Below are 14,232 nucleotides of genomic sequence, written 5' to 3'. Positions count from 1 at the left end.
GTCAGCGCAACGTGGCATAGACGATCAGGTTGTTCACCGGGTGCCCCTGCGCGTCGAACGAGCCGTCGCAGGTGATGAGCCGCAGGGCGCGGGCCGTGGTCCTGCCGTAGACCTTGTCGGTCGGGAACGCCTTCTTGCTGACGCTCTGCGTACCGGTGACCGTGAAGTGGGCCGTCTTTCCCAGCTTGTTACGGACGGCGATGTCCGCGCCCTTGTGGATCTTCCTGAGGTCGTGGAAGACGGCCCTGCCGTAGCGGGTGTCGTTGTGGCCGATCAGCACGGCGGCTCCCGGCTCGCCGGGGGTGGCGCTGCCCGTGTACCAGCCCGCGGTCATGCCCTTGTCCGCCGGCGGTACCTGGACCGTGTGGTCCGCGTTGAGGCCGAGCTGCAGCAGCTGACTGGACACCCCGATCGAGGGGATCGACACCTGGGCCGGGGGTGCGGACTGCTCGGTGTCCGGCTTGGTGTCGGTCTTGGTGTCTGTTCCGGCACCGGTCGAGGTGCTCTTGCCGGTGTCGGAGCCCGATGCCGTACTCGCCGTTCCGGCGGACTTGTGTCCGGCCGAGTCCGAAGAGCCGGACGAACAGCCCGTGAGCGCCGCCAGGGTGAGGCAGAGGGCTGCTGCGGGCAGGGCGGCGGATCGCCGTATCGGCTGGTGTGTACGGGACATGAGGGCTCCAGGACGTTCGGGGCTGCGGGAGAGGTGTGGCGGGCCGGACGCAGGCAGTGGCGCCGCCCGGTGACGGACGGCGCCACTGCTGTGGGGTGGGTCAGCCGTTGCGCTGTGCTGCGGAGCGGCGGCGCAGGACGACCGTGCCCGCGCCGGCGAGGAGGACGGCTCCGGCCGCCGAGCCGATGAGCGCCGTGGTGTCGCTGCTGCTTCCGGCCGGCCGCTCACCGGCGGCGACAGCGCCCTGCGGAGTGGCGGCCCGCCGTGCGGCGGCACGCTTCTCGGCCGCGGTGTTCGGGACGGGCTTCGCGACCCGCGCCGCCGGGGTCGGCTTGTCGCCGGCGGCCACGGCGCCCTGCGGGGCCTGCGCGGCCCGCCTGGCGGCCTCGGCCCTGCGGGCGGCGGGCGCCGGGGTCGGCGCCGCGGGCTTGGGCTTGTTGGCGGACGGAGCCGCGGACGGCTCGGTCTTGGGCGCGACGGGCTTGGGGCTGTCGGACGCGAAGGCTGCGGTCGACGGGACGAGCACCGTGCCGACCGCCACGGCGGCGAGCACAGCGGTGCGCAGGGACAGACGTGGGGACATGAACAGCTCCAGTTCCAGCCCGGCCTTGGTGATTCCTGGCTGCGGTTCGCAGCAGGCGCCGGGCACAGCGACAGACTGGCAAGCAGTTATGAGGAAGCTGTCAGGACGCTGTGGTCATCGGATCAGGGCGAGGACGGCGAGGTTTCAGCTCCTGACTCCGTGTCCGGCTCGTCCCTGTCCGCTGCCGCCTGCGGCCGTCGCAGCGGCAGCCTGAGGGTGAAGACCGAGCCTTCCCCCTCCGCGCTCGCGGCACTCGCCGTACCGCCGTGCGCCTCGGCCAGTTTCCGGACGATCGCCAGGCCGAGACCGCTGCCGCCCGTACGGCGGTTCCGTGATTTCTCGGCGCGCCAGAAGCGGTCGAAGACGTACGGAAGGTGTTCGGCCGGGATGCCGGTGCCGGTGTCGGCGACCTCCACCACGGCCTCCTGGGACGCGGCCTCGGTGGCCTGACTGCCGGCCGGGGAGGGCGTACCGCCGTGCACCCGCAGGGTGACCCGGCCGCCCGCCGGTGTGTGGCGTACCGCGTTGGAGACCAGATTGCCCACCGCCTGCCGCAGCCGGACCGGGTCGGCGGGCAGGACCAGCGCGGCGCTCTCCGGCGGCGCACCGGTGACCGTCAGCGTCACCCCCGCCGTCTCCGCGCGGGCCTGGTGCGCCGACGCGACCTGGGCCAGGAGGTCCTGGATCCGTACCGGCTCCACATGCAGCCGCAGCACCCCCGCGTCGGCGGCCGACAGATCCTGGAGGTCGTCGATGATGTGCTGCAACTGCACCGCCTCCTCCAGGAGCGAGGAGACGAACGCCGGGTCGGGCTCGGCGAGGCCGTCCTGCGCTGCCTCCAGCCAGCCGCGGATGTTGCTGAGCGGTGTGCGCAGTTCGTGCGCGACATCGCTCACCATCGCCTTGCGCTGCTCCTCAAGACGTGCGCGGTGCGCCGACATGTCGTTGAACGTCGCCGCGAGCCTGCCGATCTCGTTGTCCGTGGTGACCTCGACCGGCTCCGAGCTTCCGCTGTCCCGCATCCGCTGTGCCGCGTCGGTGAGCGCGTGCAGAGGGCGTACCAGCCGTGCTCCGGCGAGTACCGAGGCGCCGACGGTGAGGGCCAGGACGAGCGCCGCGACCCCCGCGATACGGGCGGTGTTGGCCGGCGAGAGGTTGAACCCCGGGACCGTGCCGCCGCCTTGGTCGCCGATGAACAGCAGGGCGGGCGACGCGACGTACGAGCTGAGCTGTTCACGGCGTGCGGTGCCGACGCAGGACGCGATGGCCCGGTCGTCGTCGCCGTTGCGGACGCTCGACGGTGGTACGGGGGTGGGCTCGGCCTCCGCGGCTCTCGCGGCCCTCCTCGCCTCAGGGACCGGGACCGCGGCCTCGTTCCAGGAGAGGTTCAGACTCAGATGGATCCCGGCGCGGTGCTGGCGGTCCAGACACGCGTCCGCCAGATGGTTGAGCGCGGTGAGCGCCTTCTGCTCGGTCCTGGTGGGCGCGTCCAGCGCCTCCGTCGTGCAGCTGGATCCCAGGGTGCGGTCCGGGTCGTTGCCCACCGGCTGGATACGGGGGCGGCCGCTCGGCCCCTCCACCGCGTCCGACGCGATCCCCTGGCCGCTGAGGCAGGCCACGGCCTGGTCGGCCAGGCGCTTGAGCGTTGCGCGCTCCGACGCGGGCAGCCGGAACGGTCCGACCGCACGCGGGTCGATCCGGTCGGCCGGCGTGCCGGTCTTGGCGGAAGTCCGCGCCGCCAGCGTGGTGTCCGTGGCGAGCGGGTCGACGACCGCCGACACCTGGGGCGGCAGCGCGGGCGGCGGCTTCTGGCCCGCGGAGTCGGCGACGGGCTGGTGGTTCTCGGTGGTCAGGGCGATCCGCCGGCCGGACTGCCGGGCCAGCTTCCGTACGGTCGCCTCGACACCGTCCCACCGGGGGTGCGCGGCCGCGTAGCCGAGCAGGGTGTTGTAGATACGGGTGTCGGCGGTGAGGTTCTGACCCTGCTCCTGTCTGATCGCACCCGATGTGGTCTGTGCGGCGAGCCACGCGGTCGCCACCACCGAACAAGCGGCCACCAGCGCCGACACCGCCAGGAGCCGGCCGAGCAGACTCCTGCGCAGGGGCAGCCGCGTACGCGCCGCACCGCTCGGACCGGTCCTGGAGCGTCTACCGCGCGGCAAGTCGGGGCCCCTCCGCCGGATCGGTCAGCTTGTAGCCGACGCCGAACACGGTGAGCAGCCGGGCCGGTCTGCGGGGAGCCGCCTCGATCTTCTTGCGCAGATTCATCACGTGGACGTCGACCGTGCGGTTGCTGATGTACCGGTCGAAGCCGTGCAGTTCGGCCAGCAGCTGCTGCCGGGTGAAGACCCGGTCGGGTTCGGCGGCCATCGCGGCCAGCACCCGGAACTCGCCCGGGGTGCAGTCGACCGGCAGGCCGCCGACCGACACCGAGTGCCGCGCCGGATCGATGACCAGCGCGCCCACGGAGAGCAGCGGGTCGGCGGCAGGCGTCGCGCCCGTTGACCGCCGGTTGCGGCGCAGCAGCGTGCGGACCCGCGCCATCAACTCCCGGGGGCTGTAGGGCTTGGTCATGTAGTCGTCCGCGCCCAGATCGAGCCCGAGCAGCAGATCGTCCTCGGTGGAGCGGGCCGTGAGCATCAGCACCGGCAGCTCCCGCGCCTCGGCGCGCAGGACCCGTACGACGTCCAGCCCGTCGGCGCGCGGCATCATCACATCCAGGACCAGGAGGTCGGGCGTCCGCTGCCGCACCTCCTCGAGGGCCGCGAGGCCGTCACCCACCACCGTGACGGCGTGTCCTTCACGTTCGAGGTATCGGCGTACCAGCTCGGCCTGTTTCTCGTCGTCTTCAGCGACGATGACATGTGCGCACACGTCGCTGATCGTAGATGAGTTCGGAAAACGGACGGGAGGCGCCCGCGCGGACGGGCTGCGTCTGCCGCGGAGCTAGCATCAGGCGCATGGTGAACAGCCGACTGAGCCTGCCCGAGGTCGAGGCGCTCGCACGCCGGGCGCACGCCACGCAGACCGACAAAGCCGGGCAGCCGTACACCGTGCATCTGGCGGCCGTCGCGGAGGGAGTGGCCGTACGCGGCGGCACCGACGACCAGATCGCCGCCGCCTGGCTGCACGACGCGGTCGAGGACGGTGCGCTGAGCGCCGCCCGGCTGGAGGAAGCTCCGCTGTCGCGGGCGGTGAAGGACATGGTGTTCGCGATGACGAAGCGGACGGGCGAGAGCCCGGAGAGCTACGCGGCCCGGATCCTCGCGGTGCCGGGCGCACGGCTGATCAAGGAAGCCGACCTCGCGCACAACGCGGACCCGGCCCGGCTCGCCGTACTGGACGAGCCCACCAGGGAGCGGCTCACGGCGAAGTACGCGCGGATGCGGGAGTTGCTGGGGCTGGGGGAGGGCTGAAGGCCCGACAGGTGTGCGGCCGACGGCGGTCGGCACAGGCTCACGGGGGCCGTGTACTCACACCCCGGCCTCCACCAGGAACTCGCTCGGCCGCCCCGACCACGACACATACAGTCCGTCCCGGGCCCGGGTGCAGGCCACGAACAGCAGGCAGCGTTCTGCGAGCAGGTCCGCATCGTGCTGGAGTCGGTCGATGTCCGCCGGGGTTACTGCCCTCGAGTACGGCAAGGCGCCCTCGCTCACACCGATGACCGCGACGCATCGGAATTCCAGCCCCTTGAACGAATGCATGGTGCCGACCTGGACAGCGTCTGCATTGGTGGGAGCGTCGCCCCGCAGACGCGCGGCGGAGATGCCCGCCGTCTTGAGATACTCCACCGCCCTGTCACAGTTCCTTTTGAACCGTGCACTCACCCCGATCTCGCCGGGGGCGATGCCCTTGTCGAGCCAGCCGCGGACGTGTGTCACAAGAGCTGCCAGTTCGGCCTCCTCGGTGTCTGTCCCGCACACCTCGGGCCCGTTGCCGTGCAGGGCCGAGCGGTACCCAACCAGGGACTCGTTCCGTGCGTCGTCCGCCAGTTGCTCGAAAGGGCGGCCCACGAGCAGAGCAGTGGACCAGCTCAGAATCTCGTGCGTGGAGCGGTAGTTCTTGCGCATCTTCGTCGACCGTCCGGTGACCCTGATGCCGACAGCCTTCAAGGACACCTTCGAGTCGTAGATGCGCTGATGCGGGTCGCCCGCGATGAACAGATCGTCCGGGCGGGGCGGGGCCGCCGCACGCAGCAGCCGCCATTGTGCGGGGTGGAGATCCTGAGCCTCGTCGACCACGACGTGCCGGTAACGCGGCCCGGCGGACTCCAGCAGATCAACGGCCTCGGCGCAGGTACCGAGGTACGTACGCAGCCCGTCAGCCGCGAGCCGGCCCGTGAACTCCTCGATGGTGCGCCACACCAGTGCGCGGGACGAGATGGGCAGGGCGCTGCCGCGCCCGCGCCGCTCGCAGTCTTCGTACTCCTGCACCGTCCGCAGACTCTGTGCGAGGACGACATGCTTGTACTCCTGGGCGAGGAATTGCGCGGTGCCGGTGAACCCGGTCGCCTTCGCAGCCTGCGCCCACCGGGTCTCCTCCTCACCATTGCGCAGGGGCCGCCGTGAGGTGGACACCACGCGGCCCGCGAAGGCGTCGACGGTCATGATGTCCACCCGGTCAAGCAGCACCTCGTCCTCGACCAGGGAGGCAAGTCCGGTACGCAGGGCGGCCACCAGCGCGTTGGTGTAGGTCGTCAGCAGGATGCGGTCGCCGTCCCGCAGGTGTCGCAGCAGATGGCGCACGCGGTGCAGGGCGACGACGGTCTTGCCGGTGCCGGGACCGCCGGTGACCTGCGCGGGGCCGGAGTAGGAGGGGCGGTAGGCGACCTTGTGCTGGGAGGGATGCAGAAAGACCCGCCAGGCCGCGAACGGTTTGTCGAGGATGTCCCGCAGCTCGTCGGATCCGGTGACGAGTGCGATGCGGGTGCGGGTGCGGTGGATGGCTGTGGCGAAGTCGGCGGTGTCCACGAGCGCTTCGGTGGCGGGTGTGTTGGTGAGACTGACGGACACCACGTCCCGCCACACCTCCTCCACGGTGAAGCCCGCTGCCAGGTACTCAAGGACTTCGCGCTGGTCCTGCGGGAAGTAGGGCGCGAAGATCTCCAGTTGTTCGAGATCGGTGAGCGCACGTGTCTGGCGCAGGGTGGTCTCGTCGACGCCGAGCGCTTTCAGATCCCCGTCGGACACCTTTGCGAACAGCCGCTGATCCGGAGCGGGCGCAATGCGCTCGTACGCGGGCGTCAGTTCGTCGAGCATTGCGATGTCCCTGATCTCCACCGCTCGGGTGACCGTGTTGATGCTGGCCTTCTGCTTGACCGCCCAGTCGATCGCCTTGTCGTGCGGCATCACCCTGAGCAGTACATAGGTGTCCCCGCTGTTGGGCGCGAGGACAACGCCGCGCGTCCCCTGATCGATACGGATGGTGCGGATGTGGGGATCACGGGCCCGCTTCAGTGTTTCGAGCTTCAGGCCCGGGTCCTTGAACAGCTGGTCCAGGGTGAGGCGCTCGAACTTCTCCCAGGCATCGAACACCCCTTGTTTGACGGTGCCTTGGAGCTTGCCGAGCTGAGCACAGAAACCGATGTCGAACGCGAGGTGGGGCACGGGCGGACTCTCCGGGGGAGACGGGGCAACAGGCGAACAGGCGAGGAGTCAGGCGAAAAGGGGAGGGAATCAGACGGTTGGGCCATCAAGGCCGAGGCGGATCAGCGCCAGCGCTTCGCCGACCTCTTCGGTCATCTCGTCGTCGGGCCCGAACACCAGACGCAGATCGTCGTGAAGCGGTTCGAGGATCCGGTGGGCTTCGGCTGACTGCCCCTGCGCGAGCAACAGCATCCCGATATCGCGTCGCAGCTCGACGGCTTCCTCGCTCACGTCGCCGTCGACGGCCCGCACGACGTCAAGGACGTTCCGCAGGGTGGCCAGCGCGTCGGTGACCTGGCCGAGTTCAGCACGGCAGCGAGCCGCCTGGGCGCGGCAGGCGCGGGCGTGCTCGCTGGTGGGGCCGCCGGTGCGTGCGTAGGCGTCGGCGAGGGCGTCGAACTCGGGCAACGCGGTCCGGTAATCCCCACCGAGCAGCCGGATCGCGGCGCGGTGCATACGCAACTCCAGAACCTTCCTGTTCTCGGAGCCGAGGGCGCGGGCGGCGGTTTCGATGATCTCGCCCAGCACCTCGGCGGCCTGCGCGAACCGCTCCTCCTCCAGGAGGGCGTCGGAGTGCGCGTACGCCTCCCTGATCTCCTCGCGCAGTCGAGCCGGTACGGGAGCGGGCGCGGCGGGAACTGCATCCGCGTCGACCGCGGCGGGCGCGGACGGACCGGCACCTGCACGGGCGCGCGGCGCATACGGGTTGCGGAACACCCCGGTCGGGTCGGGCGTCCCCTCCGGTCCCGTCCCATCGGGCACAGAATGCTGGCCGGGCGACGGCAGGAACGGCCGCAGCCGCTCGTACACCTCCTGCACATCGGCCGGCCGCGCCTCCGGTGACTTGAGAAGCAGATGCAGGACGAGATCTTCCAGAGCCGCGGGAACATCAGGGCGCAGCTCACGCAGTGGAGTGGGGGCGGCGTTGACGTGCTGGTACATCACCAAATACTCGCTGTCCGCCGTGAACAGCAGCCGCCCGCTGAGCAGTTCGTGCAGCACACAGCCGAGCGCGTACAGATCGGTCTGCGGGGTGGTCCGTCCGCCGCGCACCTGCTCCGGCGCCATGTACTGGTAGGTGCCGATGGGGCTGCCCGTGGCGGTCAGCTTGGTGACATCGGTCCGCAGAATGGCCGCGATACCGAAGTCCAGCACCTTCACCGTTCCGTCGCGGGCGACCAGGATGTTGCCCGGCTTGAGATCGCGGTGGATCACCGGCACGTCGTGCGCGTACGACAGCACGGTGGCGACCTGTGCTGCCACAGCAGCCGCCCAGCTGACCGGCAGGGGGCGTTCCGGGTGGATGTACGAGGACAGCGGCACCCCGTCGACCAACTCCATGACGAGGAACAGCCGCTCGTATGTGGTGTCCGTGTCGTCGAGCACCGCGTCGTACACCTGCGGCACCCCGGGATGCTGGATCCGGGCGGTGATCCGCGCCTCGCGCTTGAACCGTTTGGCGAACTCCTCCGCCAGTTGCGGGGAGCCCGCGACCGCCTGCTGCCGGATCACCTTCACCGCGACGGGCCGGTCGAGTACGACGTCGTAGCCGCGCCACACGTCCCCCATACCGCCGCTGTTGAGCCCCTCCAGGAGTTCATAACGACCAGCGACCGGCTGCTGTGGCACATTGCCCCCCGGGTGTGTGCGTGTGCGGCAGGCGCGCGCAGCGGCGGCCAGACCCCGACATAGGTGGGGCCAAGTCTCTCCGGCAAGGCGATCCCGGTCCAATAGCGGGGAGGCACGTGGAGCCGGGCTGTCGGTTTTCGGCCAGGTGGGTGGCTTACGACCTGGTGCGCGACAGAGAGTGGATCAGGTCGTTACCCGTCAGGGCGCGACGTAGCCCCTCACCCGGAGGCCGCGATGCAGGTCCGTCGGACCGGTCCGCGTGTGCCACGCGGACCTCCTTGGAAAGATCCAGCCATACCAGAAGCGTGACGGCCATTGTCCTCAGCCGCCCCTAAACTGGGCCCAGTTGTATCGAGACGTCTCGGGGGGCATACAGCGTGACCACTGCGTTAGGCACGAGCACCATCACTCTCGCACTTGTCGCCGGGTATGCCGGATCGGGCAAGTCCGAGGCCGGCAAGCTCCTGGCGGCGGCGACAGGTTGGGCCATGCTCGACAAGGACACCATCAGCCGTCCGATGACCGAGCGATTGCTGACTGCACTGGGCGGCGATCCGGACGACCGCCACAGCGCCACGTATCTGGAGCACGCCAGGCCCCTGGAGTACGAGTGCCTGATGAAGGCCGCCTGGGAAAACCTTGAATGCGGCACTTCCGTAGTCGCGGTGGCGCCGTTTCTCGCCGAGAGCGCCGACGCGCAGTGGACTTCTCGGGTGGCCCGACGGTGCCGTAGGACGGGAGCCCGTTTCGAGACGCTCTGGGTGGACAGCGACCTGGAGTCGATGCGGGACAGGCTGATCTCGCGCAACGCCTCACGCGACACGTGGAAGCTGACACACTGGCCCGCGTACACCGACGGCCTCGACGTCGGCCTCCGGCCGGTGGCACCCCACCACGTCATCGACAACCGCATCAGCGTGTCACGTCCCTTGGCCGAGCAGGTCGAGTCGATTGCTCAGCGGCTGCTGGGGGGAGCGTGAGCGCCGTCGTCCTTTACGGACCGCCGGCTGCCGGCAAGGACACCGTGACGGCAGCTCTCCGCTCGGTGGATCACCGTTTCGAACTGGTCACCAAGCTCAAGCAGGGGACGGGCCGGTCGGCCGGGTACCGGTTCGTCACCGCTGCGGAACTCGGGGACTTGCGCGCGCAGGGCAGGATCGTCGTGGAGACCCGGCGTTACGGCAACGTGTACGCGGTCGACGAACTCTCCCTCATGGAACCCCAGCAGTGCAGCCGGGTCCCGGTCACCCACATCGGCAATGTCACGGACATGCGCACGTTGTTGGGCCGGACCGCGTCGATCTCTTGGTTACGCGTCCTTCTCTGGGTTCCGAGGAGCGAGTGCGAGCGACGTTCCCGTGCGCGCGGAGACTCCGACACTGCTAAGCGGCTCATCGCTTGGGACGAGACGGCGCGGGACCTGGGTACGTCCGATGTGCGGGACCTGTTCGACCTCGTGATCCGCACGGACCGGACCGTGCCGGCAGCCGCTGCCAAGCAGATCACCTATGCGCTCGACAGTGCGCCGGACATCGTCGGCGCGGATGAGCTGTTCACCACGCTCGGACTCAGGCCGGACGCGGAACCGGCCCGGCGGGGCACGACACCGCGTCACACGTGAGTACGTCGAGGCGGGCTCATCACGACATGCACGGTCACACACAGCGGGGGGAACGCCGGTGGGAGTCGTCCGGACGTTAGAGGACTTGGCGCGCATCGGTCGGCAGCGCACCGTGCAGGACCGCAGCGTGCATCTGCGGCAGGACGAGGTCACGGCGGACCTTCTCCTGGACACAGTGTTGGCCGACCGTGTTTCCTTCGACCGTATGAGCATCGACGGCGCGCTCACCGTACGGTCCTGCCGCATCGACGAACTGGTCATCGACCATGTGGAGACCGATGCGCTGATGGTCGTGAACTCCCGCATCGGCCGCCTGACCGTCCGCAATGCGTCGATCGGGTGCGAGGTCACGGTCATCGACTCCGCCCTCGACTTCCTCGCCCTGCACTCGTGCGGGACCACCCGGCTGGAGCGCCTCCGGGTCGAGGAGCTCGTCCAGGTCAACGCTCTACGCGGGACACTCCACATCAGAGACACACGGGTGCCCTCGCTGACGGTCCGCAGCCAGGCCATGGGCGGTCGTCTCGGCCGGCCGAGTGTGGTCGTGCGAGGACTGAAGACCCGGGAGGACCTCACGTTCGACGATCTCTGGCTGTCCACGATGGAACTTGCTGACGTCGAGACGGGCGAACTCACGCTGCGGCGGGTGCGGCTGGACGAACCGCTGCGGGCGAGCGAACTCCGTTGCAGTGAGACCGTGCGCCTGAACGGGCTGGTCATTCCTGCCGAGGTCAGCACGATCACGAACAGCACGGTCAAAGGCTCGGTGGAAGTTCGCAACCTCGGGCTCTGCGACAGTTCGGGCGGCGACGTGGCCGGCGCGACCGCCCGGCTGGCTCTTCACAACACGACGGTTGTGTCCCTCACGTCGGCCTCGGCGGTTTCTTCGGTGATCAGCCTGCACGGCTCCTCGGTCACAGGCACCCTGGGGCTGCCCTCCGGGAGCTCCCGATACAGCCTCGACAGCTCCTCCAGCGTCGGCGACATGGAGCTGGCCGGGCAGGTCTTCCGCAACGGTGCACAGGTCCTCTCTTTCCTGGACCGGTCCTTCACCGAGGTGACGGCCGTCGCCCTGGAGTCCGTGCGGTCGGCGCTGGCCAAGAGGAACCGGAACCGTGAGGTCGACGAGCTCTACTATCTCGCGCGTCAGCGCGAGGCGACGGCCCTGCCGCTTCTGCGGCGCGCCATCGGACAGGGCATCCTCGGTGGTGTCCTCGGCTGGGGAGTCCGGGCACGCAACCCGGCGCGCGTGCTGGGGGTCGGGGTCCTGCTGACAGCCGTGGCGCTTCATCTGGCGGGCGCTGTGCGCGATCCAGGCCGCGGTCTGACCGACGTGACGGCCGCGGGCAGGAGCTTCGTCCTCGCTCTGGCTCTCTGGCTGAACGTGGGTACCGGCATGCCGTCGGAGTTCAGAACAGCAGGATGGACGGCGCTCGCGGTCTCGTTGACAGTTGCGGGCATGCTGTTCACCACCCTCATCGTGGGCATAGTGATCCGCAAGCTGGTGCGTTGAGCACTCTCGGCCGGACAGGTGGCAGAGTGCCCTCCATGGAACAGGGAGAAGAGGCTGAGGGGTACGTGGGAGCATCAGTTCCTGCTGTCACGTACGGACTGCGTGGCAAGTCGTTCCTGGTGACCGGCGGCAGCAGGGGGCTGGGATATGCGGTCGCGCGTCTCCTCGCCGCCGAGGGGGCGTCCCTTGCGGTCTGCGGCCGCGATCCCGGCACTCTGGACCGGGCCTCGGCCGAGCTGTATCAGGATTTCGACGCCCAGGTGGTGACGGGATCCGTCGATGTTCTGGCACCGGGTGAACTGGAAGACTTCACCAGGCGGGCCGGCCGCGAGCTCGGCGGGCTCGACGGCCTGGTCGCCAACATCGGAGGCAAGCGTGGCGGCGGCCTCCTCGACTCGACCCGGGAGGACTGGCAGGACACCTGGGAGCTGAACGGCGGCCACGCGGTGCGTGCTGTCCGGGCGGCGCTGGACTGCCTGCGCCCCGGCAGCTCCGTGGTGATGGTGGCGTCCATCTCCGGCTGGAAGCCTCGGTTCCCCGCCCAGTACGGAGCGGCAAAGGCATCGGAGATCTACCTCGCAGGCGCCTTGTGCCAAGAACTGGCCCCGTACGGTGTGCGTGTCAACACGGTCAGCCCCGGTTCCATTCTCCTGCCGGGCAAGAGCTGGGACCGCCTGCGCCGGCGTGACCCGGATACGTTCGAGGCGTATGCGCAACGCAACCCCAGCGGACGCCTGCTGGCAGCTGATGAGGTGGCCCGGGTCATCGCCTTCCTCCTCTCACCGGCGGCCGGAGCTGTGAACGGCGCCCACATCCCCGTCGACGGTGGCCAGCCGCAGGCGGGGTTGGGGACGACCGTGTCTCTGTAACCCGCGGCGGGGTGTCAGCGCACGAGAGCCCAGGACTACGGCGATGGCACTCCCAAGACCGCCCAGACGGTCTTCCCCGGCCCGTCCTCGCACGGATACCAGCCCCAGCGGTCCGCGAGCGCGGCTACCAGAAGTAGACCGCGGCCGCCCTCCAGCTCGTCGGATGGTTCGACGAGCGCAGGGACGCTCTCTCCGCGGGTGTCGGTGACCTCCACGCGCACGGTCGCGCCCTCGGCGGACAGCCGAAGACGGAAGTCGCGTCCGGGTACCAGGCCGTGGCTCACGGCATTGGCGGCGAGTTCGGAGACGATCAGCGTCAGCGCGTCGTGTGCGTCGCTCCCGTAGGCAACGCCCCACGCGTCGAGACGTTCCCCGGCCAAGTGCCGGGCGAGACGGGCGCCGCGTGGGGTGGCAGTGAAGCGCATCGTGAAGTGGTGCCAGGGGAAGCTGGGTTGGGAGGGGCGGACGGGACGTACGGGGAGCGGTGGCTTGCTGTTCATGGCTCCACGGTGACGCGCAGTGGCGTAGCGTGACCAGGGGTGACGCGCCGTCGCGGGCTGCTTGTACGCGGCGCGCGTTCGGCGTGTACGTACGTGGGACAGGCGGGTGGCGATGACGCAGGACGAGGCGGTTGTGGGGGAGTCCGGGAACCGGGCGGAGGACGAGCCGGGATCGGGGGTGATGATCGCGTTCGGTCGGCAGTTGAAGCTGCTGCGGCTGCGGTCGGGGCTGGACCGGGCGGAGTTCGGGAAGCTGGTGGGGTACGCGGCGCAGTCGGTCGCGTCGTTCGAGCAGGGGAGACGGATCCCACAGCCGGTGTTCATCGACAAGGCAGACGAGGTGCTGGATGCCGGCGGGCTGTTGAAGGTGCTGAAGGAGGAGGTCGCGCGGGCGCAGTACCCGGCGTTCTTCCGGGATGCAGCCCGTTTGGAGACCGAAGCGCTTGAGCTGCTTCTGTTTGCGGTTAGCGCAGTGCCGGGGCTTCTGCAGACTGAGGACTACATGCGCGCGCTCCTCAGGATGCGTCGGCCTCTTCTGGACGAGGACACCATTGAACGACGGGTGTCGGCGCGTCTTGCACGGCAGGAGATCTTCAACCGATGGCCTGCGCCGTTGATGAGCTTTGTGATCGAAGAGCAAGTTCTCCGCAAGCCGTTCGGTGGAAGCTCCGTACTGCGTGGCGTACTTGAGCACCTGCTTCTCGTCGGGCAGAAGCGCAACGTCGAGATCCAGGCCATGCCTATCGCCCACGAGGACAACGCGGGAGTGGACGGGCCGTTCACTCTCATCACCCGCAAAAGTGGTGAGCAGGTTGCCTACGTGGAGGTGCAAGGGCGCAGCATCCTGATGACCGACCGAGACGAGGTGCGCTCCGTGGCAGCGCGCTATGGGATTATCCGGTCGCAGGCTCTCACTCCACGGGAGTCTCTTGGATTCATCGAGAAGTTGCTGGGAGACCTATGAACACCACAGATGCTGCTGTGACGCAGGAACTGGCCTGGTTCAAGAGCAGCTACAGCGGGGCTGAAGGCGGCGAGTGCTTGGAGGTCGCCTCAGCGTCCAAGCAGGTGCATGTCCGGGACTCGAAGCAATTCGACAGCCCCGTGCTGACCGTAAAACATGATGCTTGGGCCGAGTTCGTGGGGCTGGCCACTACCTGAAGCGCCCGCAACCATGGGAGGGTCCCGCCCTGCGCAGC

14 protein-coding genes are annotated in these 14,232 nt (G+C 69.3%); 7 read left to right on the top strand and 7 right to left on the bottom strand.

Translation table 11 applies throughout. The annotated features are described in order from the left end of the window. Window position 1 precedes the first annotated feature (1 nt). The 4 genes from OG510_RS05130 to OG510_RS05115 all read right to left on the bottom strand — a co-directional run bounded on the left by OG510_RS05130 (window position 2) and on the right by OG510_RS05115 (window position 4,127). On the bottom strand, window positions 2–670 hold the full coding sequence (locus OG510_RS05130; protein ID WP_406135515.1) for a class F sortase: 669 nt from the start codon (window positions 668–670) through the stop codon (window positions 2–4). A gap of 100 nt (window positions 671–770) precedes the next feature. Continuing rightward, window positions 771–1,253 carry a hypothetical protein gene (locus OG510_RS05125; protein WP_406142307.1) on the bottom strand — a complete coding sequence of 161 codons (483 nt, stop codon included), beginning with the start codon at window positions 1,251–1,253 and terminating at the stop codon, window positions 771–773. A 122-nt stretch (window positions 1,254–1,375) separates the two neighbouring features. Then, window positions 1,376–3,415, bottom strand: coding sequence for a sensor histidine kinase (locus OG510_RS05120; protein ID WP_406135514.1), 2,040 nt, complete (start codon window positions 3,413–3,415; stop codon window positions 1,376–1,378). Next, window positions 3,402–4,127: a response regulator transcription factor gene (locus OG510_RS05115; protein WP_406135513.1), complete on the bottom strand. Its 726-nt coding sequence runs from the start codon at window positions 4,125–4,127 to the stop codon at window positions 3,402–3,404. The genes OG510_RS05120 and OG510_RS05115 overlap by 14 nt, the downstream gene beginning before the upstream one ends. A gap of 86 nt (window positions 4,128–4,213) precedes the next feature. Between OG510_RS05115 and OG510_RS05110 the strand changes: the two genes are divergently transcribed. Further along, window positions 4,214–4,669 carry an HD domain-containing protein gene (locus tag OG510_RS05110; RefSeq protein ID WP_406135512.1) on the top strand — a complete coding sequence of 152 codons (456 nt, stop codon included), beginning with the start codon at window positions 4,214–4,216 and terminating at the stop codon, window positions 4,667–4,669. A gap of 57 nt (window positions 4,670–4,726) precedes the next feature. On the opposite strand, the gene OG510_RS05105 is transcribed toward OG510_RS05110, so the two are convergent. Together OG510_RS05105 and OG510_RS05100 are read right to left on the bottom strand one after the other, a co-directional pair. Next, a complete protein-coding gene (locus tag OG510_RS05105) occupies window positions 4,727–6,862 on the bottom strand; it encodes a UvrD-helicase domain-containing protein (RefSeq protein ID WP_406135511.1) in 2,136 nt (711 codons plus the stop codon). A gap of 69 nt (window positions 6,863–6,931) precedes the next feature. Continuing rightward, window positions 6,932–8,530, bottom strand: coding sequence for a serine/threonine-protein kinase (locus OG510_RS05100; protein WP_406135510.1), 1,599 nt, complete (start codon window positions 8,528–8,530; stop codon window positions 6,932–6,934). Window positions 8,531–8,907: 377 nt separating this feature from the next. Here OG510_RS05100 and OG510_RS05095 point away from each other — a divergent pair, with 377 nt between their 5' ends. The 4 genes from OG510_RS05095 to OG510_RS05080 all read left to right on the top strand — a co-directional run bounded on the left by OG510_RS05095 (window position 8,908) and on the right by OG510_RS05080 (window position 12,533). Continuing rightward, on the top strand, window positions 8,908–9,510 hold the full coding sequence (locus tag OG510_RS05095; protein WP_401605695.1) for an AAA family ATPase: 603 nt from the start codon (window positions 8,908–8,910) through the stop codon (window positions 9,508–9,510). A 44-nt stretch (window positions 9,511–9,554) separates the two neighbouring features. Continuing rightward, window positions 9,555–10,151, top strand: coding sequence for a guanylate kinase (locus tag OG510_RS05090; RefSeq protein WP_406135509.1), 597 nt, complete (start codon window positions 9,555–9,557; stop codon window positions 10,149–10,151). 85 nt (window positions 10,152–10,236) lie between these two features. After that, a complete protein-coding gene (locus OG510_RS05085; RefSeq protein WP_406135508.1) occupies window positions 10,237–11,664 on the top strand; it encodes a hypothetical protein in 1,428 nt (475 codons plus the stop codon). A gap of 35 nt (window positions 11,665–11,699) precedes the next feature. After that, window positions 11,700–12,533 carry an SDR family NAD(P)-dependent oxidoreductase gene (locus OG510_RS05080; protein ID WP_406135507.1) on the top strand — a complete coding sequence of 278 codons (834 nt, stop codon included), beginning with the start codon at window positions 11,700–11,702 and terminating at the stop codon, window positions 12,531–12,533. Between the two features lie 35 nt (window positions 12,534–12,568). Here the strand turns inward: OG510_RS05080 and OG510_RS05075 are convergent, their stop codons facing one another. Beyond that, a complete protein-coding gene (locus OG510_RS05075; protein WP_406135506.1) occupies window positions 12,569–13,033 on the bottom strand; it encodes an ATP-binding protein in 465 nt (154 codons plus the stop codon). A 112-nt stretch (window positions 13,034–13,145) separates the two neighbouring features. On the opposite strand from OG510_RS05075, the gene OG510_RS05070 reads away from it, so the two are divergent. Further along, a complete protein-coding gene (locus tag OG510_RS05070) occupies window positions 13,146–13,997 on the top strand; it encodes a helix-turn-helix domain-containing protein (RefSeq protein WP_406135505.1) in 852 nt (283 codons plus the stop codon). Further along, window positions 13,994–14,194 (top strand): DUF397 domain-containing protein, encoded by a 201-nt coding sequence (locus OG510_RS05065; protein WP_406135504.1) that lies wholly within the window; start codon window positions 13,994–13,996, stop codon window positions 14,192–14,194. The genes OG510_RS05070 and OG510_RS05065 overlap by 4 nt, the downstream gene beginning before the upstream one ends. Window positions 14,195–14,232 lie beyond the last annotated feature (38 nt).

The sequence above is a fragment of the Streptomyces sp. NBC_01089 genome (assembly GCF_045162975.1).
Taxonomy (GTDB): domain Bacteria; phylum Actinomycetota; class Actinomycetes; order Streptomycetales; family Streptomycetaceae; genus Streptomyces.
Note: the sequence above shows the minus strand (reverse complement) of the source record. Positions and strands in the feature narration are given on the sequence as shown.